The organism is Pseudoxanthomonas sp. CF125, assembly GCF_900104085.1.
In the GTDB taxonomy this organism is placed as follows: Bacteria; Pseudomonadota; Gammaproteobacteria; order Xanthomonadales; family Xanthomonadaceae; genus Pseudoxanthomonas_A.
Window position 1 is genome coordinate 1,286,193 of sequence record NZ_FNLD01000001.1, and the last position, 26,393, is coordinate 1,312,585.

A 26,393-nucleotide genomic window follows, 5' to 3' on the forward strand; every position below is an offset into this window, starting at 1 on the left:
CCGCATGACTGCAGCAGCGGCGAACTCCTGTCGCGATTGCTGGCGGCCGACGACATCGATGGTGCGATCGATGCAGAGCTGATGAGCTTTGCTCCCTGCCCTGCCTGCGATCCCATCGTCGTTGCGCGAGTGGCCGCAGAGCAGAAGCGTCTGGCCACCGCCTGGGCGGCGCGCGATCGATATCTTGCCCGCAAGGCGAGACTGGCGCGGCGCGCTGAAGAACGCGAAGCGCGGCGCGCCTCGTCTCTGCCCGAAAGAAAAAGCGCGCTGCCCGCCGCTGCTGCCGCCATCCTGGCGCGCGCCAAGGCCAAGGCCGCGGAGCGCACGAAGCGATGACCATCGCCGCCAAGCGCAGCAGGTCGCTGAAATCCGATGAAGTTCGTGAGTTGTTTTCGCGCCTGGCCGAACTCAACCCGCATCCCACCACCGAGTTGGCGTACAGCACCCCTTTCGAACTGCTGGTGGCGGTGATCCTGTCCGCGCAGGCCACCGATGTGGGCGTCAACAAGGCCACGCGGAAACTCTTTCCGGTCGCCAATACTCCTGCAGCCCTCCTTACGCTGGGCGAGGAAGGCCTGAAGCCTTATATCGCCACCATCGGCCTGTTCAACGCCAAAACCAAGAACGTCATCGCCACCTGCCGCATCCTGGTGGAGCAGCACGGCGGCGAAGTGCCACGCGACCGTGCCGCGCTGGAAGCCTTGCCCGGCGTGGGCCGCAAGACCGCCAATGTGGTCATGAACACCGCCTTCGGCGAGCCGACCATCGCCGTGGACACGCACATCTTCCGCGTCGCCAACCGCACGGGATTGGCCCTGGGCAAGGACGTGCGCGCGGTCGAAAACAAGTTGATGAAAGTAGTACCGGACGACTACAAGCAGGACGCCCATCACTGGCTCATCCTGCATGGGCGCTATGTGTGCAAAGCGAGAAAGCCCGATTGCCCGCAGTGCGTGATCCGCGACCTGTGCCGCTTCAAAGACAAGACGCCGGACGAATCGAATCGCTGATCGGCCTCTGATAGGAGGCGGCACCTGGAATACACGTGGGAGCGGCGTCCCGCCGCGAGCTCTTGGCCGAAATTCCTCTTGGCCAAAATCCATGCGTCGGGGGCGTAGCCCCGACCTACAAAGCTCGCAGCGGGACGCCGCTCCCACGTCTGCCGGTCGCTGGCATTAGTCAGCTAACGCGACGGCCCTGCGCATCGACGACCTGTTCGCCGTCTTCTTTCGCGAAGGCGCTCTGCTGCGGTTGCGGCAGCAGATCGAGCACCCGCTCGGAAGGCCGGCACAACGCCACGCCCAGCGGCGAGACCACGATGGGCCGATTGATGAGCAGAGGGTGGGAAACCATCGCTTCGAGTAAAGCCTCTTCGCCCAGCGACTCATCGCCCAGGCCGAGTTCGTGGTACGGCGTGCCCTTCTCGCGCAACAACGCCCGCGCGCCTATTCCCATGCGCCTCAGCAGCGAAACCAGCATGCCGCGGCTGGGAGGGGTCTTGAGGTACTCGATGACGTGGGGTTCGATGCCCGCGTTGCGGATCATCGCCAGTGTATTGCGCGAAGTACCGCAATCGGGGTTGTGATAGATGACGATGTCGATGGCGGAGGGACTCACGGTACCTTCCTGATGAGAAACAGACGCGCATCATGCCCCCGTGGAGCCGATTCGGGGTCCGATCGCCACCGCCGATGCATAAAAAGTGTCATCGCGACGAAATAAGACAGCTTTGTCACAATAACGCAAAGTTCACGGATTAGCCTGCGCGGCATCTTCCCACGCCCGAAGGGCCTTTCCCATGAAACTGTCGCGTTCCACTTTGTCTCTCGCCCTGCTTGCGGCGCTGGTCGCCCCCGCTGCGCACGCCGAAATCGCCATCGACGTGATCGGCGGCTCGGAAGTCTCCTTTGAAGGCCTGGTGCAGGCCGACTACAACAGCTTCGACAACGATTTCACCAATTACAACGGCGACCTGCCGGACGGCGACGATTCGGACAACGAACTGCGCCGCGCCGAGCTGGTGCTCAAGGGCAAGGGTCCGGGCAATATCGAATGGGTGCTGGGCTACGACGCCAAGGACGACAAATTCCTGGACGCCAACGTCAAGTACAAGTTCGGCAACAACGCCAACCACTTCATCCAGGTCGGCCAGTTCAAACAGCCGGGCGCAACGATGGAGGAGCTGTCCAGCACCAAGAACAACGACTTCATCGCCAAGTCCTCCATCACCAACAGCCTGGGCACCCCGCGCCGCGTCGGCGTCCAATACAACTACGGCGACGCCAACTGGGCCCTGACGGCCAGCTATTTCGGCCGCGAACTGACCCGCAACCGCGAGCATGGCGGCGGCTACGCCCTGCGCGGCTACTGGGCGCCGATCAACGAAACCGGCAGCATCCTGCACTTCGGTCTGTCCTACCTGGACCGCGACACCGACGCCGATTTCCTGCGTCTGCGCGCCCGTCCGCTGGCTGACCTGACCCCCGTCCGCTATGTGGATACGGGCAGCACCGGTCTGCGCAACAGCGACCGCGTCAGCAACATCGGGGCCGAAGCGCTTTGGGTCACCGGTCCGGTCAAGGTGCAGGCCGAATACATGAAGACCGACGTGCAGCGTTACGGCGGCTTCGACGATTTCAGCGGCGACGGCTTCTATGTCTCCGGCTTGTGGAACATCTCCGGCGAAACCTGGGGCTACAAGGCGGGCGTGCCGGTCACCAACCTTCCTGACGATCCGACCAAGGGTCTGTGGCAGGTCGGTCTGCGTTACGACACCCTGGATCTGAACGACGGCAGCGTGACCCCTGGCGCCACCCCGACCGCAGCGCCGATCGTCACCGGCGTGCTGGGCGGCAAGATGGATTCCTGGACCGTCGGCGTGAACTGGTACTGGCGCTCCAACTTCAAGTTCATGCTGAACTACGTGATGGTCGATCAGCAGAAGTACAACAACGCAGTGGGCTTCCGCCGCAACGTCGACGACAACCCCAACATCACCGAAGCGCGCATTCAGTTCTACTGGTAATCAGCGACTACCCAAGCAACAACGGAAGCGCGGCGAAAGCCGCGCTTCTTTTTTTGATGGCCATCATCTTCGGTTGTCATATTTCTGTCGCATTCAAGACACGTCGTTGTCACGCAAACGTCGTGGAATGCGCACCAGCGGCACGAGCCGCGTATTTCCTAACCAGGAGCCACCCGTGTTCAACTCCCTCAAATCCCGCGTCGCGGTGCTGGCCCTTGCGGCCGCATTCTCGACCAGTGCAATGGCCGCCGATGTCACCGGCGCCGGCGCCTCGTTCGTGTATCCGGCCATGTCCAAGTGGTCGGCCGACTACAAAAAGGCCTCCAGCAAGCAGGTCAACTACCAGTCCATCGGCTCCGGCGGCGGTATCGCCCAGATCAAGGCCGGTACGGTCGATTTCGGTTCCTCCGATGCGCCGTTGAAACCCGATGAACTGGCCAAGTTCGGCCTGGCGCAGTTCCCGTCGGTGATCGGCGGCATTGTGCCGGTGCTCAACGTCCCCGGCGTGGCCGCTGGCGCGCTGAAGCTGGACGGCGAGACCCTGGGCAACATCTTCCTGGGCAAGATCACCAAGTGGAACGATCCGGCCATCGTCGCCCTCAACGGCGGCGTGCAGCTGCCCGACACCAAGATCACGGTCGTGCACCGCTCCGACGGTTCGGGCACCACCTTCAACTTCGTCAACTACCTGTCCAAGGTCAACGCCGAGTGGAAGAGCAAGGTCGGCGAAGGCACCTCGGTCAAGTGGCCGGTGGGCATCGGCGGCAAGGGCAACGAAGGCGTGGCCGCTTACGTGAAGCAGATCAAGGGCGGCATCGGCTACGTCGAACTGTCCTACGCACTGCAGAACAAGATGACCTATTCGCGCATGAAGAACGCCGCCGGCAACTTCATCGTGCCCAGCGACGACAGCTTCGCCGCTGCCGCCGAGAGCGCCGAATGGGGTTCGTCCAAGGATTTCTATCTGGTGATGACCAACGCGCCGGGCGCCCAGTCCTGGCCGATCACCGCCACCAACTTCATCCTGATGTACAAGCAACCCAAGAACGTCGCCGGTGCCAAGGGCGCCAAGGAATTCTTCCGCTGGGTCTACAAGAGCGGCGACGGCCAGGCCAAGGCGCTGGGCTATGTGCCGCTGCCGGCCGGCCTGGTGCAGCAGATCGAAACCTATTGGTCGCAGAACATGGCTTACTGAGCAATGGCGTATTGAACGACGGGCTCTCTCTCCCCCCAAGGTCGTTCGAAGGGCGTGGATCGCAAGATCCGCGCCCTTTTTCTGTTTCGGCGTCGAAAAAGCGTCATGCGGTTATCCGCCCCGCCCAGGGGTACCGAAGTCCAATCGGCGCAGAAAACGGCGGATGCGCCTGCCGTGCGAGCCCGCAACCACCGCCAGAGGCCCTGCCTGCGCGGGTGACGGACTTCACAAATACGGCGTCATACGCGTGTAACAAAAACATCATTTCATGGCGTACCTGCCGACGTTATCGTCGGCGCCCTGGTTATACGGAGCCATCACCATGAACCTGAAGCCGGCGCGCGCCGCCCTGCTCACCCTTTCCGTCACGCTGATTCTTGTGGCCTGCAAACCCGCCGAAAATGCCGCGCCGGCCGCTGGCGCACCGGAAGCAGGCGCCGCTTCCACCGCCGCGGCGAACAACCCCAACGCCGCCGAGATCTCCGGCGCAGGCGCTTCCTTCATCTATCCGCTGGTGTCCAAGTGGTCTGCCGACTACAACTCCGCCACCGGCGCCAAGATCAATTACCAGTCCATCGGCTCTGGCGGCGGCATCGCCCAGATCAAGGCCGGCACCGTGGATTTCGGTTCCACCGACAAACCGCTTTCCCCTGAAGAACTGGCTCAGTCCGGCCTGGGTCAATTCCCGTCCGCGATCGGCGGCGTCGTTCCGGTGATCAATGTGGAAGGCCTGCAGCCCGGCCAACTGAAACTGACCGGCGCGCTGTTGGCCGACATCTTCCTGGGCAAGATCGCCACTTGGAACGACCCGGCCATTGCCGGCGCCAACCCGGGAGTGGCTCTGCCGGCCGACAAGATCAGCATCGTGCATCGCTCGGACGGTTCGGGCACCACCTTCAATTTCTCCAACTACCTGTCCAAGGTCAGCCCGGAATGGAAGACCAAGGTCGGCGAAGGCACGTCGGTGCAATGGCCGGGCGGCGTGGGCGGCAAGGGCAACGAGGGCGTTGCTTCGTACGTGAAGCAGATCAAGGGTTCCATCGGTTACGTCGAGCTGGCTTACGCGCTGCAGAACCAGATGCCGTACGCCTCGCTGCAGAACGCGGCCGGCAATTACGTGCAGCCCAATGCGGAGACTTTCGCCGCCGCGGCCGCCAGCGCCGACTGGGCCAACGCCAAGGATTTCAATCTGGTCATCACCAATGCCCCGGGCGCCAATGCGTGGCCGATCACCGCCACCAACTTCATGCTGATGTACAAGCAGCCGAAGGACGCCAAGCGCAGCGCCGACACTCTGGCCTTCTTCAAGTGGGCCTTCGAGAACGGCCAGGCGCAGGCCAGCGAACTGCACTACGTGCCGTTGCCGCCGGAACTGGTGAAGCAGATCGAAGCGTACTGGGCCAGCGAATTCAAGTGACGGATTGGCCCGCGTGAAACGCGGCTTTGCCAATCCGTCATCCCCGCGCAGGCGGGGATCCAGCGACTTGGCCTTTGTCTCCACCGGAAAAAATAAGTCACTGGGTTCCCGCCTTCGCGGGAATGACGATCCTAGGAATCCATGAACGCCATCGCCACCTCCATCGTTCCCCATAGCAAGCGCGATCTCGCCGACGCGCGCAACGACCGCCTGTTCCGCTGGGTATTGACCGGTACCGTGGCCTTCGTGCTGGTGGCGCTGGCCACCGCCGCCCTGTCCATGCTGTGGGGCGGCCGCGAAGTGCTGCAGATGCAGGGGCTCAGCTTCTTCTATTCCTCGGAATGGAATCCGGTCGAGAACAAGTACGGTGCGCTGGCGCCCATCTACGGCACCATCGTCACCGCCGTGATCGCTATGCTGATCGCGGTACCGGTGAGTTTCGGCATCGCCTTCTTCCTCACCGAGGTCGCCCCGCGCTGGCTGCGCGGTCCGGTGGGCACGGCGATCGAGTTGCTAGCCGGCATTCCCTCCATCATCTACGGCATGTGGGGCCTGTTCGTGCTGGTGCCGGTGATGACCGAATACGGCACTCCCTGGCTCAACGACCACATCGGCACCATCCCCTACATCGGCGTGTTCTTCCGTGGGCCGCCCTTGGGCATCGGCGTGCTGACCGCGGGTTTCGTGCTGGCGATCATGGTCGTTCCATTCATCAGTTCGGTGATGCGCGAAGTGTTCCTGACCGTGCCGCAGCGGTTGAAGGAATCGGCCTATGCGCTGGGTTCGACGAAATGGGAAGTCAGCTGGGACATCGTGCTGCCCTATACGCGTTCGGCGGTGATCGGCGGCATCTTCCTGGGCCTGGGCCGCGCGCTCGGCGAAACCATGGCGGTGGCCTTCGTCATCGGCAACACCGTCAGCCTATCCGCTTCGCTGCTCGAGCCGGGCACCACCATCGCCGCATTGATCGCCAACGACTTCGGCGAGGCCACCGAAACCTATCGGTCCGCGCTGCTGCTGCTGGGCTTCGTGCTGTTCATCGTCACTTTCATCGTACTGGCGATCGCTCGCTACATGCTGATGCAACTCTCGCGCAAGGAGGGCAACTGATGAGCGCCAACAAAGCCGCCGCCGGCCTCTATCGCCGCCGCAGCATCGTCAATGTGATCGCCTTGGTGCTGTCCTGCGCCACCGCGCTGTTCGGCCTGTTCTTCCTGGCCTGGATCCTGTGGACCCTGGTCGCCAAAGGCATCGCCGGCATCAACTGGCAGCTGTTCACCCAGATGACTCCGCCACCGATGCAGGAAGGCGGCCTGGCCAACGCGTTCTTCGGCAGCGCGGTGATGTGCGGCCTGGCGATAGCGATCGGCACGCCACTGGGCGTGCTGGCCGGCACCTGGCTGGCCGAATACGGCAATGCGCGCAAGGCCGGCACCGTGGTGCGTTTCGTCAACGACATCCTGTTGTCGGCGCCGTCGATCGTACTGGGCCTGTTCGTGTACACCCTCTTCATCATGCAATTCGGCGGCGGTTTCTCCGCGTTGGCCGGCGCGCTGGCCTTGGCCTTCATCGTATTGCCGGTGGTAGTGCGCACCACCGACGAAATGCTGCGCCTGGTGCCCTCGCAGATGCGCGAGGCGGCCCTGTCGCTGGGCGTGCCGCAATGGAAGGTGATCGTGCAGGTGCTGTACCGCAGCGCATCGGCCGGCATCGTCACCGGCATCCTGCTGGCGCTGGCGCGCATCAGCGGCGAAACCGCCCCGCTGCTGTTCACCGCCTTCGGCAGCCAGTACTGGAACGCAAACATCACCCAGCCGATGGCGAGCGTACCGGTGGTGATGAACCAGTTCGCCGGCAGTCCGTACGAATCCTGGCAGACATTGGCCTGGGCCGGCGCATTGGTCCTGACCGTATTCGTACTCCTCATCAGCCTGAGTGCGCGCGGCATCCTGCTGCGCAACAAGATCTCCAATGACTAATCTCTTTTCGGACCCGGCCATGAACGACGTTCAACGCAACGATTCCACCCAGCGGATCACCACGGTGACCACCGAGCGCGGCGCGATCCCGCCGTCTCCGGTGAAGCTGGAAGCCAAGGGGCTGGATTTCTACTACGACAAGTTCCATGCGCTGAAAAGCATCAACCTGGAGATCCCCGAGAAGCGCGTGACTGCGCTGATCGGCCCCTCCGGTTGCGGCAAGTCGACGCTGCTGCGCATCTTCAACCGCATCTACGCCCTGTACCCGAAGATGGAGGCCAAGGGCGAAGTGATCCTGGACGGCGAAAACATCCTGTCGCCGAAGTATCCGATGAACCGGCTGCGCAGCAAGGTCGGCATGGTGTTCCAGAAGCCGGTGCCGTTTCCGATGACCATTTACGAGAACATCGCCTACGCCATCCGCCACCACGAGAACATCTCCAAGGCCGACATGAACGACCGCGTGGAACACGCGCTCAACCAGGGCGCGCTGTGGGGCGAGGTGAAGGACAAGCTGGGCCAGAGCGCGCTGGGCCTTTCCGGCGGCCAGCAACAACGCCTGTGCATCGCGCGTGCGGTGGCGCTGAAACCGGACGTGCTGCTGCTGGACGAACCGACCTCGGCGCTGGACCCCATCTCCACCAGCCGCATCGAACAACTGGTCGAGGAGCTGAAGAAGGACTACACCATCGCCATCGTCACCCACAACATGCAACAGGCCGCGCGCGTTTCCGACTACACCGCCTTCATGTACCTGGGCGACCTGATCGAGCACGATGTGACCTCGAACATCTTCTCCAGTCCCAAGAAGCAGCAGACGGAAGACTACATAACCGGGCGTTTCGGCTGATCGCCGTCACGACATACAGGAATCAGGAGCGAACGCCATGAGCACCCAACCGCACGAACACATCGTCAAAAGCTACGACGAAGAGCAGCGCCGCCTGGTCGGCGAGATCCTGCACATGGGCGGGATGGCCGTCGCCCAGCTGGAAGCCGCGCTGGACGTGGTGGAACGCCGCGACGACCGCGCCGCGCAGCGCATCATCGCCAACGATGTCGAGATCGACAAACTCGAATCCAAGATCAGCCACGACGTGATGCAGCTGGCGCTGCGCGGGCCGATGGCGCGCGACCTGCGCGAGATCCTGGCCGGCCTGCGCATTCCTTCCGATATCGAACGCATCGGCGACTACGCGGCCAACGTGGCCAAACGCTCCATCGCGCTGAACGTGTCGCCACCGGTTCCCCACACCACCAACCTGCGCGCGCTGGGACGGCTGGCCGCGCGCCAGGTCAGCGATGTGCTGGAGGCCTACCGCGAAGGCGACGCCGACCGCGCCCTGATGGTGCGTGCGCGCGATGCCGAACTGGACGCGCAGTACACCGCCCTGTTCCGCGAGCTGCTGACGTACATGATGGAGGACGCGCGCAACATCACCCCTTGCACGCACCTGCTGTTCATGGCCAAGAACCTGGAACGCATCGGCGACCACGCCACCAACATCGCCGAGAACATCTGGTTCCTGATCCACGGCGACCAGCCGCTGCCCCCGCGCGACAAGCGCGACGACACCAGCACCACCGGCGCAGTCTGACCGCGCCGGCAGCATGAATCGCCGATAACCAGCACGGGCGGCCGCGAATCCTTCCCCGCCCTACCCCTCTCTTTTGTCACTGTCAGGCATGACGCAACGGCGGCATGCTGTGGTCACGGAGAGGGAATGAACAGCGTAATCGCGAGCACCCACTATTCGGCCGACGATCTGGCCGCCGCCCGTGCCGGCGATCTTGCCGCACTGCAGCGAGTGCTTGCCCAGTCGCGGCAGAACCTGCGCCGTTACGCCGAATACCACTGCAATATCAACGACACCGAGGATGCGGTGCAGGAAAGCATGATCCTGGTTTCGCGCCGGATCGGCGACCTGCGCGTGCTGGAATCCTTCGCTTCCTGGCTGTTCCGCATCGTCAAACGCGAGTGCAATCGCCTGAAACGCGGGTTACGCATGCTGACGGGCGATGCAATCACCGAGGATATCCAGCCAACCTGCAGTTTCGAACCGGTGGAACTGCGCCACGACGTGGCCGCGGCGCTGGAATCGCTGCCCCCTCACTACCGCGAGATCATCCTGCTGCGCGACCTGGAAGGCTATTCCATCGAGGAACTGGCACAGCGCCTGGGGCTGAACCGCGAAGCGGCCAAATCGCGCCTGCACCGGGCGCGCGTACTGACCCGGGAGTACCTGACCCCCGCAGGCCCGGCATGAATGCCGAATCCGTCCTTGTAGCGGCCCCGCACGACCGATTGCGCAAAGCCCGCGTTGCCGCAGTGCACACAGACCGCTAATCCATCACCGCTACACTTCCACCACAACCCGCGGCCAACCCGCATCCCCAGGAGCAATGCCATGAGCAAGTCCAACCAGAAACCCGTTTCCCTCGCCCTCTCCGCCGCCCTCGTCGGTGGACTGGCCCTGTCCGCTTCTGCGTTCGCCATGCAGCCGCTGGCCCAGGGTTACCTGCTGTCGGCCACCGCAGACGCCGGTGAAAAAGCCGCCGAGGGCAAGTGCGGCGAAGGCAAGTGCGGCATGGAGAAAGTCGACACCGACAAGGACGGCAAGGTTTCGCGCGCCGAGTTCACCGCGGCCCACGCCGACAAGGCCGACAAGTTCGACGGCATCGACACCAACAAGGACGGCTTCATCGACGCAGCCGAACACAAGGCCCATGCCGAAGGCAAATGCGGCGAAGGCAAGTGCGGCGCGGACAAGAAGAAGACCGATGCCAAAGCCGACCATGCCGAAGGCAAGTGCGGCGAAGGCAAGTGCGGCGGCAGCATCTGATTCCGTCGTACTGATTGGATGAAACCGACTCTGCCAGATGCCAGTGCCGGAATAGGCCTGCGGCGCGCCCTGCTGGGCGCGTTGCAGGAAGCGCCCGCGGGCGCGTTCGATTTCCTCGAATGCGCCCCGGACAACTGGATCGGGATCGGCGGCAAGTACGGTGCGGCGCTGGAGCAACTGTCCGCACGCCACCCCATTACCTGCCATGGGCTTTCCCTCTCGCTCGGCGGCGTAACGCCGCTGGATGAGACCTTCCTGGCGCGCGTGCGCCGCTTCCTGGACCGCCACCAGGTCGCCCTTTACAGCGAACACCTGAGCTACTGCACCGACGACGGCCATCTCTACGATCTGATGCCGATCCCCTTCACCGAAGAAGCCGTGCGACACGTCGCCGCCCGCATCCGCCGTGTGCAGGAGATCCTGGGCCGGCGCATCGCAGTGGAGAACGTCTCCTACTACGCCGCCCCCTACCAGGCCATGGACGAAGTGGATTTCGTCAATGCAGTGCTGGCTGAAGCCGATTGCGACCTGTTGCTGGACGTCAACAACATCTACGTCAACGCCATCAACCATGGCTACGACGCCCACGATTTCCTGGCGCGCATGCCGACGGCACGCATCGCCTCGTACCATATCGCTGGCCATTACGACGAAGCGGACGATCTGAAGGTCGACACCCATGGCGCCGCAGTGAAAGAAGAGGTCTGGTCGCTGCTGCAAAGCGCCTACCGGCTGCATGGCGTGCATCCGACCTTGCTGGAGCGCGACTTCAACTTCCCCGCCATGCCGGTATTGCTGGCCGAAGTGGAGCGCATCCGCGAACTGCAGCGCGCCGCTGGCAGGGCAGAAATTCCGGTTGCCGCCCGTGGCTGAAACGCTGCACCGGCAACAGTTCGAACTGGCCGCGCATCTGCGCGACCCCGACGCCCATGCGCCGCCTCCCGGGCTGGAGAATCGCCGCCTGGCGATCTACCGCGATCTTTTCTTCAACAACATCGAAGGGCTGCTGTCCGGCAATTTTCCCGTCATCCGCAAGACCCTGGGCGAGCAGCGTTGGCGCACGCTCGCGCGCCGGTTCTATGCGCAGCACCGCAGCCACACGCCGCTGTTCGCCGAGATAGGCCGGGAGTTCATCCGTTTCCTGCAGGAACGCGCGGAAAGCGGAACCGACGATCCGGCGTGGTTGGCCGAAATGGCGCACTACGAATGGGTGGAGCTTGGCTTGCAGATAGCCGACGACGAAATCCCCGCCCACGATGCGGCCGGCGATCTGCTGGCCGGCGTACCTGTGCTCTCGCCCACTGCGTGGGCCCTGGCCTACGCCTGGCCGGTGCAGCGCATCGGTCCGGACTACCAACCCGAGACGCCGCCGGAAACGCCCACGCTGCTGCTGGTAAGGCGCGATGCGCAGTACGAGATCCGTTTCGCGGAAATCTCGCCTTTGGTTTACCGTCTGATCGAGATTCTGCGCGTAGGCGAAAGCAGCGGCCGCCAGGCGCTGGAGCAACTGGCCGCAGAAGCCGGCGTCGCCGACTTGCCCGCCTTCATCGAGCAAGGCCGCGCCATGCTCGTGCGCATGCGCGAGGAAGGCACGATCCCGGGCAGCAAACCGTAGGAGCTGCGTAAGCTGCGACCGGGAGAACGGCTCGTCCAAGGCTTCCGCATACGGCTAATTGCTGGTCGCAGCTTACGCAGCTCCTACGGACAACCGGGAGACCGCTTGCGGGCTCTGTTAGGCTTGTTGCGATGACCAGCCCAGACGAACCCTTGCCGACCACCCCCATGTCCCGCCGTTTCCGCGGCTTCCTGCCCGTGGTCGTGGACGTGGAAACCGGCGGCTTCGACTGGAATCGCCATGCGCTGCTGGAAATCGCAGTGGTGCCTATCGACCTGGACGAAAGCGGCGCGTTCGTCATGGGCGAAACCGCCAGCGCGCATCTGATTCCCGCGCCCGGTACCGACATCGATCCGAAATCGCTGGAGATCACCGGCATCGTGCTGGACCATCCTTTCCGCCTGGCAAAGCCCGAGAAGGAAGCGCTGGAGCATGTGTTCGCGCCGGTACGCGCAGCGATGAAAAAACACGGTTGCCAGCGCGCGATCCTGGTCGGGCACAACGCGCACTTCGACCTGAATTTCCTCAACGCCGCCGTCGCCCGCTCGGGACACAAGCGCAATCCGTTCCACCCTTTCAGCGTTTTCGACACGGTGACCATGGCCGGCCTGGCCTACGGCCAGACCGTGCTGGCGCGCGCAGTGCAGGCCGCCGGCATGGAATGGAACGCCGACGACGCCCATTCGGCCGTCTACGACACCGAGCAGACGGCGCGTTTGTTCTGCAAGATCGCCAACGCGTGGCCGAAGCCCGCCTGAGACGTCAGTCGGGTACCGGCGCCGCCGACGGCGCGCGTGCGCCCAGCGTGGCGCCTGCCGAGGCGATCACTACCGCGATGATCGCCAGCCATTGCAGCAAGCCCAGTTGCTCATGCAGAAAGGCGAATCCACACAAGGCGCCGATGGCCGGCTCCAGGCTCATCAGCATGCCGAAGGTGCGCACCGGCAAACGGGTCAGGGCCACCATCTCCAGGCTGTAGGGCAAGGCCATCGACAGCACGGCCACACCGATGCCGAGCGGCAGCAAAGCAGGCGCCAGCAACGCCATGCCCGACTCCATCACGCCCCACGGCACCGCCACCAACGCGGCGATCGCCGCGCCCAGCGCGACGGTCTGCGCACCATGCTCCGCACCCGCTTTTTGTCCGAACACGATGTACAGCGCCCAGCACAGACCGGCGCCAAGCGCATAAGCCACCCCCAACGGATCCAGCGCCTCATGCTGCGAAGACCACGGAATCAGCAACAGCAATCCGGCGACCGCCAGCACCACCCAGCCGACATCGCGCAGCCGTCGCGAACCCAGCAGCGCCAGCCCTAGCGGACCGGTGAATTCGAGCGCGATAGCGATGCCCAGGGGCACCGTTTGCAAAGCCAGGTAGAACAGCGAGTTCATCACCCCCAGCGAGATGCCGTAGCCCAACAGCATGCGCCAGGGCAAGCTCCGCCAGGGCATGCGCCAGGGGCGCAGCACCAGCCACAACAGCAGCGTTCCGAAACCCAGGCGCAAGGAAGTCGCGCCCATCGCGCCCACCACCGGGAACAGGCCCTTGGCCAGGCTGGCTCCGATCTGGATCGAGAACATCGCGATCAGCAGCAACAGCACGGGCAACATCACCGATGCGGCAGGGCGTGAAGCAGGCATACAGAAGACCTTGGTGGACGGTGGAGGGTGAGCAAGCGTGGCCGGCCGCGCCAACGCGGTCACGACAGCTCGATTTTCAGCGTGGACCTATGCCGTGCTTCGCCAGGATCTCACGCACGCGATCGAGCGGGATCGCCTCGACGGTCTGGCCGTTGCCGGTGACGGTGGTGGCCATGAACAGCGAGTTGTAGACCGCCTCCTCCACCGCATCGACGCTGGCCTGGAAAACGGCGCTCATCTCCTCGTTCGCAAGCTCGGTCGTGGTGAGTTGGGGCGCGCCGAACGTACGGCGGACCGAAGCGGCGGTCGAAAAAGCAAGCGCGTAGTCGCCACTTCCGTTGGATGCGGAGCTACCGGTGCGGCCGAGCCCCATCATCGCGCGCGAAGCCACCCGCGCCAGATTGCGGTCGCCTATCGGCGCGTTGGTGGCGATGACGATGATCACCGAACCATCGCCGCGATCGTCGGCGGGTCCGGAACCGCGCGGGGACGCAACCGGTGTCGACGAAGCGACGGCATTCTGGAAGGAATAGCGGCCCAGTTCGCGACCCACCGGCGCGCCAGCGACTTGCAGCACGCCGCCGAAGTTGGTCTGCACAAGCACGCCTACGGTCCAGCCGCCCAGCGAAGCCGGCAACACCCGAGAGGAGGTGCCTATGCCGCCTTTCCAGCCGAAGGCGACCGTGCCGGTACCGGCTCCGACGCTGCCTTCCTCTACTGCTCCGCCGCGCGCGCTTTCCAGCGCATCGCGCACTGCCTTTGCGGTGACGGGGCGGGCGCGGATATCGTTCAGTCCGCCATCGTTGGTTTCGCCCACGACCGGATTGATGGACCGTACCTGCTGCATTTCCGGCTGCTCCAGCATCCACGCCGCCATGGCATCGGCGGCCTTCCACACGCACAGTGTGCAGGTCAGCAGAATGGGAGTTTCCAGCTCGCCCAGTTCGTTGAGCTGGGTGCTGCCGGCGAATTTTCCGAAACCGTTGCCGACATGCAGCGCCGCTGGCACGCGCGAACGATAGAGATTTTCTCCATGCGGAAGAATCGCGGTGACGCCGGTGCGTACCGTATCTCCTTCCCGCAGGCTCACCTGCCCTACCCGCACGCCTTCCACATCGGTGATGGCGTTGAGTTTGCCGGGCGAAAAGATACCGGGAGCGACGCCGAGTTCGCGGGCACGCATGCGTTCCTGCGCTTGCGCCGCTAATGGCTGGATCGATAGGATCGCCAACAAGGCGAGCGTCATACTGCGGAACAAGACCAATGCCGCGTTATCCATGCGATCCCCTGGGACGCTCTGATTGTGGGAAGAGCTGTGGCGTGCGCGCCTATCGGCGCTGACGCACCGCTTCGAACAAGGTCACACCTGCGGCAACCGAGACATTGAGGCTTTCGATATCGCCCGGCATCGGGATCTTCACCAGCCCGTCGCAATGTTCGCGGGTGAGCCTGCGCATGCCGTCGCCCTCGCCGCCCAGCACCAGCGCCACGTTGCCACGCAAGTCGATGTCGTAGAGCGAGGCTTCGGCTTCGCCGGCCAATCCGTAAATCCACACTCCCAGTTGCTGCAGATCGCGCAGGCAGCGTGCCAGGTTGGTCACCGGGAAAACAGGCAATCGATCCGCTGCGCCGGCCGAAGTCTTGCGCACCGTCGCATTCACCGGCGCTGATTTGTCTTTGGGGATCACTACTGCGGTAGCACCGGCGGCGGCCGCGCTGCGCAGGCATGCGCCCAGATTGTGTGGATCCTGCACGCCATCCAGCACCAGCACCAGCGCTTTGCCTTCCGCCGCTTCGATCAGTCCCGCCAGCTCGCCCTCGTCCCAGGTCTTGGCGGCCGCATAGCGTGCGACCGCACCCTGGTGGCGCACCGAGCCGCCCACGCCGTCCAGCGCCTGCTGGGTGACGCGGCGCACTTCGATGCCCTTGCGGCGCGCGTTCTCTTCGATCTCGGTGATGCGCGGGTTCTTGCTGCCGGCTTCCAGCAGTATTTCCCGCACGTTGTCGGCATCGTTCTCGATGGCCGAAGCCACCGCGTTGATGCCGGCGATCCATTGGTTCTGTTTGCTCATCTAAGACTCGTCAATGCTGGCTTTTAAGCCCCTTTCCCACCGGGAGAGGGGTTGGGGTGAGGGTACGGCGAAGTCCATGTAGTACAAACATGCGGACTTCGCCGTACCCTCAACCCCATATCAAGTATGGGGCAGGCTCTTCTCCCGGCGGGAGAAAGAAGCAACGTCAGTACTTCTGTTTCTTCTGCTTCGCCGGCTGCCCGCGCGGCGGCAAACCCTGTACCTGCTTCTCCTCGGCCAGCTTGAAGTCGATCTTGCGCTCTTCCAGGCTGGCCTTCATCACCACGATGCGGACCTGGTCGCCCAGGCGGAACACCATGCCGCGGCGTTCGCCGCTGAGGGTTTTGCGGATCGGATCGAAGTGGTAATAGTCGTGCGGCAGCTGGGTCACGTGGACCAGACCGTTGACCTTGGATTCATTCAACTCCACGAACAGGCCGAAGCTGGTCACCCCGCTGATCACGCCGTCGAACTGCCCACCCACGTGCTGCTCCATCCACGCGGCGCGGTAGCGTTCATCGACCTCGCGTTCGGCCTCGTCGGCGCGGCGCGCGCGTTCGGAGCATTGCAGCGACAGCGCCGCCATCTGGTGCTGCGAATACAGGAACTTCTCCGGCTTGCCGCCGCTCAGCGCGTACTTGATCGCGCGATGCACCAGCAGATCGGGATAGCGACGGATCGGCGAAGTGAAGTGAGCATACGCCGCCAGCGCCAGGCCGAAATGGCCCGCGTTGTCGGGCGTGTACACCGCCAGGCTCTGGCTGCGTAGCACCACCGATTCCAGCAGCGCCACGTCCGGGCGTTCGCGGATCTTTTTCAGCAGCTGGGTGAAATCGCGCGGCTGCACCTTGGCCCACGGCGGCAGGCTCAGCTTGAATTCCTTCAGGAATTCCAGCAGGTCGGCGTACTTGGATTCCGGCGGCCGGTCGTGCACGCGGTACGGCGCGGGAATATGGGCGGCCAACAGATACTTCGCCGCTTCGACGTTGGCGGCGATCATGCACTCCTCGATCAGCTTGTGCGCGTCGTTACGCTGCAGCATGCCGGCCTGGGTGACTTCGCCGCGGTTGTCCAGCACGAAACGCACTTCGGAGGTTTCGAACTCGATGGCGCCGCGCTTCTCGCGCGCCTTGGCCAGCAGCTGGTAAAGCTCGTACAGGCGTTCGACCTGGGGAAGCTGCGCGCCAATGGACTCGCGCGCCTCTGCGTCGTTCTCGCCGACGGCATTCCACACCTGGTCGTAGGTCAGGCGCGCGTGCGAGCGCATCACCGCCTCGTAGAACCGGGACTGGGTGACCTCGCCCTCGTTGTTCACCTGCATATCGCAGACGAAGCACATGCGGTCGACCTTGGGATTCAGCGAGCAGATGCCGTTGGAAAGCGTCTCCGGCAGCATCGGCACCACGAAGCCGGGGAAGTACACCGAGGTCGCCCGCTTCTGCGCCTCGTCATCCAGCGGCGTGCCGGGCTGCACGTAGTAGGAGACGTCGGCGATGGCGACCACCAGGCGGTAGCCCTGGCGGTTCTTGATGCGCAACCCCTGGCGATTGCTCTCGCAATACACCGCGTCGTCGAAATCCTTGGCATCGGCGCCGTCGATGGTCACCAGCGGCATGTCGCGCAGGTCCACGCGCCCGGCCACCATCTTCTCTTCCACCACCAGCGGCACGGCTGCGGCCTGATCCAGCACTTCCTGCGGAAACTCGTGCGGGATTTCGTGGCCATGAATGGCCGCTTCCACCACCAGCGACGGTGTCAGCTTGTCGCCCAGCACCGCGACGATGCGGCCCATCGGCGGACGTCGCGCATCCGGCGTCTGAGTCAGTTCGGCGACGACCAACTGGCCGTCCACCGCGTCGCCGCGCTGGTCCGGCGGGATCAGCACATTGCGCTGCACGCGCTTGTCGTCGGGAACCAGGTAACTCATGCCCGCTTCCAGAGTGAAACGGCCGATCAGGCGCGACAGCCGCCGTTCCAGCACTTCCACGATGCTGCCTTCACGGCGGCCGCTGCGGTCGATGCCGGTGACGCAGGCCATGGCCCGGTCGCCGTGCATGACTTTGCGCATCTCGTTGGGTGGCAGGAACAGGTCGTCGCCGGTGCCTTCGTCCGGCCTGAGGAAGCCGAAACCGTTGGGATTGGCGATCACCACGCCCGGAATCAAATCCATCTGCTTGGCCGGAGCGAAGCCGCCACGGCGGTTCTGCAACAACTGACCGTCGCGGACCATGGCACCCAGGCGCTTGCCCAGCGCGTCGAAGCGGTCCGGCGCGGTGAGTTCGAGCTTGGCGGCCAAGTCCTCGGCCGTTTGCGGGCCCTCGGCAGCGCTGAGCACGCCCAGGATGGCCTCACGGCTGGCGATGGGGTCCGCATAGCGTTCGGCTTCGCGTGCGGCATGCGGATCGCTGAATTTGCCGCGCTGCGGGGGCGGCGGCTGCCGCGAGATCGGCGGACGGGCGGGACCGCGCGGACCCTTGCCGCCGCTGCCGCCCGGGCTGGCGGGCAGGTCCGGCATCCACGGCGGCAGCTTGGATCTGGTCGCTTGCTTGCCGCTGCTGCCGGTCTTTTTCGCGCGCGTATCGGGCTTGCCAGGCTTGCCTGACGCGGGCTTGGACCCGCCTTTCGTTGGCTTCTTCGTCATGGGCCCATGGTACACCCCGCCTGAATCAGGGCCGTGCCCATCGGATCATGCGTTGACAGCGCCCCGCGCAATCCGGAGAATGCGCGCCCTGCACCTGCCCAGGTGGCGGAATTGGTAGACGCACTAGCTTCAGGTGCTAGCGGGGGCAACTTCGTGGAGGTTCGAGTCCTCTTCTGGGCACCAAGGTAAAAGCAAAACCCTCGCGCAAGCGGGGGTTTTCGCTTTATCAGGCGTGGGATCGCGGTGCGACGGTTAGAATCGAGACCCACGATTCACCGAACGCACACGGAACAATGACAGAGACCATCCGCCCCACCTTCCACGGCTTCGAACAGATCCCGCTGCGCGAGTACGCCGAACGCGCCTACCTGGACTATTCGATGTACGTGGTCCTGGACCGCGCCCTGCCCTTCATCGGCGACGGCCTGAAGCCGGTGCAGCGCCGCATCATCTACGCGATGAGCGAGCTGGGCCTCAACGCCACCGCCAAGCCCAAGAAATCGGCGCGCACCGTGGGCGATGTGATCGGCAAGTTCCACCCCCATGGCGACAGCGCCTGCTACGAGGCGCTGGTTTTGATGGCGCAGCCGTTCTCGTATCGCTATCCGCTGATCGAGGGCCAGGGCAACTTCGGCTCGCCCGACGATCCCAAATCGTTCGCGGCCATGCGCTATACCGAATCCAAACTGACCCCCATCGCCGAAGTGCTGCTGGGCGAGCTGGGCCAGGGTACGGTGGACTGGACGCCCAACTTCGACGGCACCCTGCAGGAACCGACCTGGATGCCGGCACGGCTGCCGCACCTGCTGTTGAACGGCACCACCGGCATTGCGGTCGGCATGGCCACCGACGTGCCGCCGCACAACCTCAACGAGATCGTCAGCGCCTGCATCCGCCTGCTCGACGATCCGCAAGCCACGGTCGCCGATCTGTGCGAACACGTGCGCGGCCCCGACTATCCGACCAGCGCCGAGATCATCACCCCGCTCGCCGACCTGCGCGCGATCTACGAAACCGGCAACGGCAGCGTGCGCGCCCGCGCCACTTTCCAGAAGGAAGGCGGGCAGAACATCGTCATCAACGCGCTGCCCTACCAGGTCTCGCCGTCCAAGGTGATCGAACAGATCGCCGCGCAGATGCGCGTCAAGAAACTGCCGTGGCTGGAAGACATCCGCGACGAATCCGACCACCTCAACCCGGTCCGCGTGGTGCTGATCACCCGTTCCAATCGTGTCGACGCCGAACAGCTGATGGGCCACCTGTTCGCCACTACCGATCTTGAGAAGAGCTACCGGGTCAATCTCAACATCATCGGGCTGGACGGCCGGCCGCAGGTCAAGAACTTGCGCACGCTGCTCGGCGAATGGCTGGAGTTCCGCACCAGCACGGTGACCCGCCGCCTCAACCACCGCCTGGAAAAAGTCGAGCGCCGCCTGCACCTGTTGGAAGGCTTGCTAGTCGCCTTCCTCAACCTGGATGAGGTGATCCGCATCATCCGCACCGAGGACGAACCCCGCGACGCCCTGATCGCGCGCTTCGAGTTGAGCGAGGAACAGGCCGATTACATTCTCGACACGCGCCTGAAGCAACTGGCGCGCCTGGAGGAAATGAAGATCCGCGGCGAACAGGACGAACTGGACGCCGAACGCGACCGGCTGATTTCCACGCTCGCGTCCAAGGCCAAGCTGAAGAAACTGATCAAGGACGAACTGCTGGCCGATGCGAAGAAGTTCGGCGATGCGCGCCGCTCTCCGCTGATCGCACGCGAAGCGGCCCAGGCGCTGGACGAGACCGAACTGGTCGCCAGCGAACCGATGACCGTGGTGTTGTCCGAGAAAGGCTGGATCCGCGCGGCCAAGGGACACGACGTGGATGCCGCCGGCATGTCCTACCGCGATGGCGACAACCTGCTGGCCGCGGTGCGCGGACGCAGCACGCAGCAAGTAGCGTTCCTGGACTCGGAAGGCCGCAGCTATTCCACCGCCACCCACACGCTGCCTTCTGCGCGCGGCAACGGCGAGCCGTTGACCGGCCGTTTCTCGCCCGCTTCCGGCGCGTCTTTCGTGGCCTTGGCCACCGGCGACAACGATGCGCGCTTCGTACTGGCTTCTTCGCACGGGTACGGCTTCGTCACCCGTTTCGAGAACCTCACCGGCCGCCAGAAGGCCGGCAAGGTGATGTTGAATCTGTCCGCCGGCGCCAAGGTGCTGCAGCCAGCGCACACGGCCGACCCGAAAACCGACCGCATCGTCGCCGTTACCAGCGCCGGGCACCTGCTCGCCTTCGCGCTGGCCGACCTGCCGGAGCTGGACAAAGGCAAGGGCAACAAGATCATCGAGATACCCAAGGCCAAGCTGGGCACCGAACGCGTGGTGGCGGTTGCGGCGGTATCGCCCGGCAGCACGTTGCTGGTGAAGAGCGGACAGCGCACGATGTCGCTGTCGTTCAAGGATTTAGATGAATACGTGGGTGCGCGCGCTTCTCGTGGCGGGTTGTTGCCTAGAGGATGGCAGAAAGTGGATGGACTCGACGTCCAATAGTCCCGCGCTGCGGCGCGTTCGTCATCCCGGCAGCTACACGTTATGGTGGCGCGGCCGTCGAATAACGTAGGTCGGGGCTACGCCCCCGACGCGCGCGATATCGGAATCAGCCTACATTGCGTGCGCACCAACAGAGCGATGTCGGGGGCGTAGCCCCGACCTACTCGGGCTTGCCTTCGCCGAGCTTGGTCAACAGATAATTCTCGATACCCAAGCGCTTGATCAGGCCCAATTGCTGCTCCAGCCAGTGCGCATGGTCTTCCTCGGTGTCCTTGAGCTGCGTCAGCAGCACCGCGCGGCTGACGTAGTCGCCGTGGGTTTCGCACAGGGCGATGCCCTTGGCCAGGCGGGCGCGCACTTCATATTCCAGGTCCAGGTCCTTGCGCAGCATCTCCTCGACGGTCGCGCCGGGCACGAACGGCGTCGGCGACATGTCCGGATCGCCTTCCAGGAACAGGATGCGGCGCAGCAGCGCGTCGGCGTGGTCGGTCTCTTCCTGCATCTCGTGGTGGATGCGCTCGTAGAGCACGTGCAGGCCCTGGTCTTCATAGCGGCGCGAATGGATGAAGTACTGGTCGCGGGCGGAGAGTTCGCCGCGCAGCAGTTGCTTCAGGTATTCGACGACTTCGGGATGGCCTTTCACGGGCGCGCTCCGGGTGGGGACGGCGCAGAGTTTGCCGCAACCGGAAAAGCGATGGTTCAATCGGAATCAGTCGCATCCGCAGTCGCCTCCGGCATGGAATAATCGCCCGGCAATCTCCGTTGCCCTCTTACCGGAACCCACCATGCTCAAGTGGATCAGGCGCCTGGCGCTGCTGTTGTTGTTGCTGGTGGTCGCAGGTGTCGGAACGGGGTGGTGGCTGCTGCGCGGCAGCCTGCCCAGACTGGACGGCGAGCTGGCCCTGCCGGGCTTGTCCGCACCGGTCACGGTGAGCCGCGATGCCCTGGGCGTGGTGACCATCGACGCCGCCAACGAAGCCGACATGGCGCGCGCGCTCGGTTACGTGCACGCGCAGGAACGCTATTTCGAGATGGACCTGATGCGCCGCACTTCCGCGGGCGAGCTGTCGGAACTGTTCGGCCCGATCGCACTGGACCTGGACAAGGAACGCCGCGTACATCGCATGCGTGCGCGGGTGCTGGCAGACCTGGACGGCTTCGCCGGCAACAAGCGCGCTCAGTTGCAAGCCTATACCGACGGCGTCAACGCCGGCCTGGACGGTTTGCGCACGCGGCCATGGCCCTACCTGCTGCTGCGCCAGCAGCCCAGGCGCTGGGAACTGGCCGATTCGGCCCTGACCGCCTATGCGATGTACTTCGACCTGCAGGATTCGCAGAACACGCGCGAGCTGGCGCTATGGCGAATCAAGAACACCGTACCCCCCGCGCTTTACACGCTGCTGGCCCACGATGGCACCGAATGGGATGCGCCGTTGTTCGGCGCTCCGCGCGGCAATGCGGTACTGCCCGGGGCCGATGCGGTCGATCTGGCCAAGCTGCCCGTGCCGGCGACCAAGGATCTGGCTCCGTTGGCCGAAAAAGGCACCCCAGGCAGCAACAACTGGGCCGTGACCGGCACGCTGACCGTCGATGGCCGCGCCATCGTCGCCGACGACATGCACCTTGGCCTGCGCGCGCCCAACATCTGGTTCCGTGCGCGCTTGCGGTATCCCGATACGCGTGCCCCCGGCGGCAAGGTTGATATTTCCGGATTCACGCTACCTGGATTTCCGGCGGTCGTGGTCGGCAGCAACGGCCATATCGCCTGGGGTTTCACCAACAGCTACGGCGACTGGGCCGACTGGGCGGAACTGCCCGCGTGCCCGGACCGCGCTTCGGGTTGCCTGAAGCGCACCGATTTCCACGAAAGCATCAGGGTCGCCGGTGAGGCGCCAGTGGACTTCGTGGTGCGCGAGACCGCATGGGGTCCGATCCTGCACGAGTCCAGGAACGGCACCGCACTGGCACTACGCTGGACGCCGCAGCTGCCTGGATCGCTGCGAGTTTCGTTCACCGATCTCGCCGTCGCCCGCGATGTCGCCGGCGCCTTTGCCGTGGCCGATGTTGCGGGCATCCCGGCGCAGAATTTCACCGTGGCCGATTCCGGCGGCAATATCGGGTGGCGGGTGATCGGCGGATTCCCGAAACGCGATCCCGGCTGTCTGGCGACGACTCCCGAACAACACCTTGCCATTCCCGGCACGCCTGCTGCTGCCGGTGCCGACGCGCCAGCCACTTGCTCGCCGTGGACGACGGACGCCACCGCCTCTCCGCGCCTGATTGATCCGCCTTCCAACCGCCTGTGGACCGCCAACAACCGCACCATGGACGACGCGGGCCTCAAGCTCGCCGGCGACGGCGGTTATGCGTTGGGTGCGCGAGCCAAGCAAATTCGCGACGATCTTTTCGCGCGCGAACGCTTCACCGAAAAAGATCTGCTGGCGATCCAGCTGGACGACCGCGCGGTATTCCTGCAGCGCTGGTGGGCCTTGCTGCAGAAAGAGAGCCAGCACGACAAAACGTCGGCGCTGAGCGCACTGGCCAAGGCCGCGGACCACTGGGAAGGACGTGCCAGCACCGATTCGGTCAGTTACCGCATCGTCCGTGCCTGGAGGCTGGCCGTGCATGCCCGCATCGCCGATGGCCTGACCGCGCCTGCCCAGGTTGCGCTCGGCGAAGATTTCATCATGCCCGACCTGCCGCAGTTGGAAGGCGTGGTCTGGCCATTGCTCACCGAACGCCCCGCCAACCTGCTGTCGCGCCGCTTCGCCAGCTGGGAAGCGTTACTGGAAGACGCCGCACGCCAGGTCCGCGACGATCTGTCCGCACAGGGCGCGCTGGAACAACGCACCTGGGGAGAACGCAACACGGCGAAGATCTGCCATCCGCTGGCCAATGCCCTGCCCGCACCGCTCAAGCCCGCGTTGTGCATGCCCGCCGATCAACTGCACGGCGACGGCGCCATGCCGCGCGTGCAAGGCCCTTCGTTCGGTGCCAGCGAGCGTATGGTGGTCTCGCCCGGCCACGAAGCCGACGGCATCATCCACATGCCCGGCGGCCAAAGCGGCAATCCCTTGTCGCCGTTCTGGGGAGCGGGCCATGAAGACTGGGTGCACGGACGGCCGACGCCGTTTTTGCCGGGGAAAGCGGAGTACACGTTGACGCTGAAGCCATAAAAGCCCCTCTCACATCGGGAGAGGGGTTGGGGTGTGGGTATGGCGAAGTCATGAGAGGCGAACTCTCTGGATTTCGCCGTACCCTCATCCGCCCCTTCGGGCACCTTCTCCCGAGGGGAGAAGGACAGTAGATCACAACGCCGCGTTATGCACCCCCGCAATCGCCCGGCCAGACGGATCCGCCGCGCTAGCGAAACTCGCATCCCACGCGATCGCCGCCGGCGACGAACACGCGATCGACTTGCCGCCCGGCACCGTTTCCGCGGCTGCCGGACTGGGATAGAACTCCTCGAACAGACTGCGGTAGTAATAAGCCTCCTTGGTCAGCGGCGAATTGATCGGGAACCGTTTCGCCGCCGCCGCCAGTTCGCGATCGCTGACTTGCGCTTCGGCATGCGCTTTCAATCCATCGATCCAGCCATAGCCCACGCCGTCGCTGAACTGCTCTTTTTGCCGCCAGAGGATGGAATCGGGCAGATAGCCTTCGAACGCCGCCCGCAGGATTCCCTTCTCCATGCGCTCGTGGCCCTTCGAGCTCTTGTCGATCATTTTGTACTTGGCGTCCATCTTCATCGCCACTTCCATGAATTCGACATCCAGGAACGGTACCCGCGGCTCCACGCCCCAGGCCATCATCGACTTGTTGGCGCGCAGGCAGTCGTAGTTGTAGAGCGCATCGAGTTTGCGCACCAGTTCTTCATGGAACTCGCGCCCGTTCGGCGCCTTGTGGAAATAGAGATAGCCGCCAAAAATCTCGTCCGACCCTTCGCCCGACAAAACCATCTTCACCCCCATCGCCTTGATCCGTCGCGCCAGCAGATACATGGGTGTCGAAGCACGGATGGTGGTCACGTCGTAGGTTTCGATATGCCGGATCACTTCAGGCAACGCGTCCAGGCCTTCTTCGAAGGTGTATTCGAAACCATGGTGCACGGTATCCAGCGCCTTGGCGGCGACCTCGGCCGCCGCCAGATCGGGAGAACCCTTCAAGCCGATGGCGAAAGAATGCAACCGTGGCCACCAGGCTTCCGATTTGTCGTCCTCCTCGATGCGATGGCGCGCATAGCGCGCAGCCACTGCAGTGACCAGCGACGAATCGAGGCCACCGGACAACAGCACGCCGTAGGGCACGTCGGTCATCAACTGGCGATGCACGGCGCGCTCGAACGCTTCGCGCAGTTCCTGCTTGTCCACCTGCACGCCGGCGACCGCGTCGTAGTCCCGCCAGGGGCGCTGGTAGTACTTGACCAGTTCGCCGCTCACATTGTCGTAGTAGTGCCCCGGCGGAAACTGGGCCACATCGGCGCAGAGGCCGCTGATGGCCTTCATTTCCGAAGCCACGCATAGCCGCCCTTCGCGGTCGTGGCCCCAGTACAGCGGACAGACGCCCATCGGATCGCGCGCGATCAGTGCACGCTTTCGCACCTTGTCCCACAACGCGAAGGCGAAGATGCCGTTGAGTCGATTGAGAAAAGACGATGGTTCGTCCTCTCGGTACAGCGCATTGATCACTTCGCAATCCGAACCGGTCAGGAATTCGTACGGCTGCTTCAATTCCTTCTTCAGTTCGCGATGGTTGTAGATTTCGCCGTTAACCGCCAGCGCCAGTTCGCCATCGGCCGAACGCAACGGTTGCGAGCCGCCGGCCGGATCGACGATGGCCAGGCGCTCGTGCACCAGGATCGCGCCTTCGTCGGTGTACACGCCGCTCCAGTCGGGGCCGCGGTGGCGCTGGCGCTGGGAAAGCTCCAGCGACTGGCGTCGCAGGCCCTGCAGGTCGTCGCCCGATTGCAGGCCGAAAATACCGAAGATGGAACACATGGGGAAGCTCCTGGGATGAAAATTGGAAGGGCGTAAAACGAAAAAAACCCGCATCTCGCGATGCGGGTTTCCTGTTGATTCGGCTTGTTCCTGTTCGCCTAGTCGCAGACCCGCATTGGCCGCGCACGATTATTCGTCCGCGCATTATTGCGGCGGTTGGAATTGGTGCGGGCGGAGGCGGAAGCGCTGGGCATGGATTGAAACTAACCGGTTTGAGGGCGCGCTGGCAAGCTTTTTAGCCCCTCTCCCATCTGCGCCCGCAGGGTGTGCAAGGCTGAGAGAAGTTGGGATGAGGGTACGGCGGAGTGAAATTGCCCCAGCCGAACGCGGAACTGGAACAGTTCTTCACCATTCTCACTTCGCCCTACCCTCACACCCCAAGGGTGCTTGCTGCGCAGCGTCCGCCCTTCGGGCACCCCGTATCA

23 protein-coding genes and 1 tRNA gene are annotated in these 26,393 nt (G+C 64.2%); 17 read left to right on the plus strand and 7 right to left on the minus strand.

Annotated elements, in window-relative coordinates:
- The first annotated feature begins 27 nt into the window (after positions 1–27).
- Positions 28–336 (plus strand): hypothetical protein, encoded by a 309-nt coding sequence (locus BLR66_RS05775; protein WP_093284403.1) that lies wholly within the window; start codon positions 28–30, stop codon positions 334–336.
- Positions 333–1,010: an endonuclease III gene (gene nth / locus BLR66_RS05780; protein WP_093281106.1), complete on the plus strand. Its 678-nt coding sequence runs from the start codon at positions 333–335 to the stop codon at positions 1,008–1,010. Before BLR66_RS05775 ends, nth begins: the two co-directional genes overlap by 4 nt.
- A gap of 169 nt (positions 1,011–1,179) precedes the next feature.
- On the opposite strand, the gene arsC is transcribed toward nth, so the two are convergent.
- Complete coding sequence (arsC, locus tag BLR66_RS05785; protein WP_176943773.1) at positions 1,180–1,617, minus strand: arsenate reductase (glutaredoxin); 438 nt, start codon at positions 1,615–1,617, stop codon at positions 1,180–1,182.
- A gap of 181 nt (positions 1,618–1,798) precedes the next feature.
- Here arsC and BLR66_RS05790 point away from each other — a divergent pair, with 181 nt between their 5' ends.
- From BLR66_RS05790 to rnt, 12 genes are all read left to right on the plus strand, one after another.
- On the plus strand, positions 1,799–3,025 hold the full coding sequence (locus tag BLR66_RS05790; protein ID WP_093281111.1) for an OprO/OprP family phosphate-selective porin: 1,227 nt from the start codon (positions 1,799–1,801) through the stop codon (positions 3,023–3,025).
- 175 nt (positions 3,026–3,200) lie between these two features.
- Positions 3,201–4,220, plus strand: a complete 1,020-nt coding sequence (gene pstS / locus BLR66_RS05795) for a phosphate ABC transporter substrate-binding protein PstS (RefSeq protein WP_176943774.1) — start codon at positions 3,201–3,203, stop codon at positions 4,218–4,220.
- A gap of 322 nt (positions 4,221–4,542) precedes the next feature.
- A complete protein-coding gene (gene pstS / locus BLR66_RS05800) occupies positions 4,543–5,637 on the plus strand; it encodes a phosphate ABC transporter substrate-binding protein PstS (RefSeq protein ID WP_093281120.1) in 1,095 nt (364 codons plus the stop codon).
- Positions 5,638–5,778: 141 nt separating this feature from the next.
- Complete coding sequence (gene pstC / locus BLR66_RS05805; protein ID WP_093281125.1) at positions 5,779–6,747, plus strand: phosphate ABC transporter permease subunit PstC; 969 nt, start codon at positions 5,779–5,781, stop codon at positions 6,745–6,747.
- Positions 6,747–7,616 carry a phosphate ABC transporter permease PstA gene (gene pstA, locus BLR66_RS05810; RefSeq protein WP_093281130.1) on the plus strand — a complete coding sequence of 290 codons (870 nt, stop codon included), beginning with the start codon at positions 6,747–6,749 and terminating at the stop codon, positions 7,614–7,616. Before pstC ends, pstA begins: the two co-directional genes overlap by 1 nt.
- Entirely contained in the window at positions 7,609–8,466 is an 858-nt protein-coding gene (pstB, locus tag BLR66_RS05815) for a phosphate ABC transporter ATP-binding protein PstB (protein ID WP_176943775.1), read from the plus strand. The genes pstA and pstB overlap by 8 nt, the downstream gene beginning before the upstream one ends.
- A 37-nt stretch (positions 8,467–8,503) precedes the next feature.
- The gene (gene phoU / locus BLR66_RS05820) at positions 8,504–9,214 is read left to right on the plus strand and encodes a phosphate signaling complex protein PhoU (protein ID WP_093281140.1); all 711 of its coding nucleotides are present in this window, start codon (positions 8,504–8,506) and stop codon (positions 9,212–9,214) included.
- Positions 9,215–9,340: 126 nt separating this feature from the next.
- Entirely contained in the window at positions 9,341–9,883 is a 543-nt protein-coding gene (locus BLR66_RS05825) for an RNA polymerase sigma factor (protein ID WP_093281144.1), read from the plus strand.
- Positions 9,884–10,024: 141 nt separating this feature from the next.
- Complete coding sequence (locus BLR66_RS05830) at positions 10,025–10,459, plus strand: HvfA family oxazolone/thioamide-modified RiPP metallophore (protein ID WP_093281149.1); 435 nt, start codon at positions 10,025–10,027, stop codon at positions 10,457–10,459.
- An 18-nt stretch (positions 10,460–10,477) separates the two neighbouring features.
- The gene (locus BLR66_RS05835; RefSeq protein ID WP_093281152.1) at positions 10,478–11,332 is read left to right on the plus strand and encodes an HvfB family MNIO-type RiPP peptide maturase; all 855 of its coding nucleotides are present in this window, start codon (positions 10,478–10,480) and stop codon (positions 11,330–11,332) included.
- Positions 11,325–12,074 carry an HvfC family RiPP maturation protein gene (locus tag BLR66_RS05840; RefSeq protein WP_093284413.1) on the plus strand — a complete coding sequence of 250 codons (750 nt, stop codon included), beginning with the start codon at positions 11,325–11,327 and terminating at the stop codon, positions 12,072–12,074. The genes BLR66_RS05835 and BLR66_RS05840 overlap by 8 nt, the downstream gene beginning before the upstream one ends.
- 131 nt (positions 12,075–12,205) lie before the next feature.
- Positions 12,206–12,832 carry a ribonuclease T gene (gene rnt / locus BLR66_RS05845; RefSeq protein WP_093281156.1) on the plus strand — a complete coding sequence of 209 codons (627 nt, stop codon included), beginning with the start codon at positions 12,206–12,208 and terminating at the stop codon, positions 12,830–12,832.
- Positions 12,833–12,836: 4 nt separating this feature from the next.
- On the opposite strand, the gene rhtA is transcribed toward rnt, so the two are convergent.
- From rhtA to rnr, 4 genes are all read right to left on the minus strand, one after another.
- On the minus strand, positions 12,837–13,718 hold the full coding sequence (rhtA, locus tag BLR66_RS05850; protein ID WP_093281161.1) for a threonine/homoserine exporter RhtA: 882 nt from the start codon (positions 13,716–13,718) through the stop codon (positions 12,837–12,839).
- A 76-nt stretch (positions 13,719–13,794) separates the two neighbouring features.
- Positions 13,795–14,997, minus strand: a complete 1,203-nt coding sequence (locus BLR66_RS05855; protein WP_218119599.1) for a DmpA family aminopeptidase — start codon at positions 14,995–14,997, stop codon at positions 13,795–13,797.
- A 49-nt stretch (positions 14,998–15,046) separates the two neighbouring features.
- A complete protein-coding gene (rlmB, locus tag BLR66_RS05860) occupies positions 15,047–15,790 on the minus strand; it encodes a 23S rRNA (guanosine(2251)-2'-O)-methyltransferase RlmB (RefSeq protein ID WP_093281166.1) in 744 nt (247 codons plus the stop codon).
- A 166-nt stretch (positions 15,791–15,956) separates the two neighbouring features.
- Positions 15,957–18,431, minus strand: a complete 2,475-nt coding sequence (gene rnr, locus BLR66_RS05865; RefSeq protein WP_093281171.1) for a ribonuclease R — start codon at positions 18,429–18,431, stop codon at positions 15,957–15,959.
- A gap of 96 nt (positions 18,432–18,527) precedes the next feature.
- On the opposite strand from rnr, the gene BLR66_RS05870 reads away from it, so the two are divergent.
- Together BLR66_RS05870 and parC are read left to right on the plus strand one after the other, a co-directional pair.
- Positions 18,528–18,614 (plus strand) — tRNA-Leu (locus BLR66_RS05870).
- A gap of 110 nt (positions 18,615–18,724) precedes the next feature.
- A complete protein-coding gene (gene parC, locus BLR66_RS05875) occupies positions 18,725–20,971 on the plus strand; it encodes a DNA topoisomerase IV subunit A (RefSeq protein ID WP_093281175.1) in 2,247 nt (748 codons plus the stop codon).
- 160 nt (positions 20,972–21,131) lie between these two features.
- Here the strand turns inward: parC and bfr are convergent, their stop codons facing one another.
- Positions 21,132–21,614, minus strand: coding sequence for a bacterioferritin (bfr, locus tag BLR66_RS05880; protein ID WP_093281180.1), 483 nt, complete (start codon positions 21,612–21,614; stop codon positions 21,132–21,134).
- Positions 21,615–21,756: 142 nt separating this feature from the next.
- Between bfr and BLR66_RS05885 the strand changes: the two genes are divergently transcribed.
- Positions 21,757–24,147 (plus strand): penicillin acylase family protein, encoded by a 2,391-nt coding sequence (locus BLR66_RS05885; RefSeq protein ID WP_093281185.1) that lies wholly within the window; start codon positions 21,757–21,759, stop codon positions 24,145–24,147.
- A 132-nt stretch (positions 24,148–24,279) separates the two neighbouring features.
- Here the strand turns inward: BLR66_RS05885 and asnB are convergent, their stop codons facing one another.
- Entirely contained in the window at positions 24,280–25,968 is a 1,689-nt protein-coding gene (gene asnB, locus BLR66_RS05890) for an asparagine synthase B (RefSeq protein ID WP_093281190.1), read from the minus strand.
- Positions 25,969–26,393 lie beyond the last annotated feature (425 nt).

Coding starts and splice junctions, on each gene's coding strand:
- asnB (WP_093281190.1), bottom strand. CDS start 25,968: ATGTGTTCCATCTTCGGTATTTTCGGCCTGCAATCGGGCGACGACCTG.
- BLR66_RS05885 (WP_093281185.1), top strand. CDS start 21,757: ATGCTCAAGTGGATCAGGCGCCTGGCGCTGCTGTTGTTGTTGCTGGTG.
- nth (WP_093281106.1), top strand. CDS start 333: ATGACCATCGCCGCCAAGCGCAGCAGGTCGCTGAAATCCGATGAAGTT.
- rnr (WP_093281171.1), bottom strand. CDS start 18,431: ATGACGAAGAAGCCAACGAAAGGCGGGTCCAAGCCCGCGTCAGGCAAG.
- pstB (WP_176943775.1), top strand. CDS start 7,609: ATGACTAATCTCTTTTCGGACCCGGCCATGAACGACGTTCAACGCAAC.
- phoU (WP_093281140.1), top strand. CDS start 8,504: ATGAGCACCCAACCGCACGAACACATCGTCAAAAGCTACGACGAAGAG.
- BLR66_RS05855 (WP_218119599.1), bottom strand. CDS start 14,997: ATGGATAACGCGGCATTGGTCTTGTTCCGCAGTATGACGCTCGCCTTG.
- rlmB (WP_093281166.1), bottom strand. CDS start 15,790: ATGAGCAAACAGAACCAATGGATCGCCGGCATCAACGCGGTGGCTTCG.
- BLR66_RS05790 (WP_093281111.1), top strand. CDS start 1,799: ATGAAACTGTCGCGTTCCACTTTGTCTCTCGCCCTGCTTGCGGCGCTG.
- BLR66_RS05825 (WP_093281144.1), top strand. CDS start 9,341: ATGAACAGCGTAATCGCGAGCACCCACTATTCGGCCGACGATCTGGCC.
- rhtA (WP_093281161.1), bottom strand. CDS start 13,718: ATGCCTGCTTCACGCCCTGCCGCATCGGTGATGTTGCCCGTGCTGTTG.
- parC (WP_093281175.1), top strand. CDS start 18,725: ATGACAGAGACCATCCGCCCCACCTTCCACGGCTTCGAACAGATCCCG.
- BLR66_RS05835 (WP_093281152.1), top strand. CDS start 10,478: ATGAAACCGACTCTGCCAGATGCCAGTGCCGGAATAGGCCTGCGGCGC.
- rnt (WP_093281156.1), top strand. CDS start 12,206: ATGACCAGCCCAGACGAACCCTTGCCGACCACCCCCATGTCCCGCCGT.
- pstC (WP_093281125.1), top strand. CDS start 5,779: ATGAACGCCATCGCCACCTCCATCGTTCCCCATAGCAAGCGCGATCTC.
- pstA (WP_093281130.1), top strand. CDS start 6,747: ATGAGCGCCAACAAAGCCGCCGCCGGCCTCTATCGCCGCCGCAGCATC.
- BLR66_RS05830 (WP_093281149.1), top strand. CDS start 10,025: ATGAGCAAGTCCAACCAGAAACCCGTTTCCCTCGCCCTCTCCGCCGCC.
- pstS (WP_093281120.1), top strand. CDS start 4,543: ATGAACCTGAAGCCGGCGCGCGCCGCCCTGCTCACCCTTTCCGTCACG.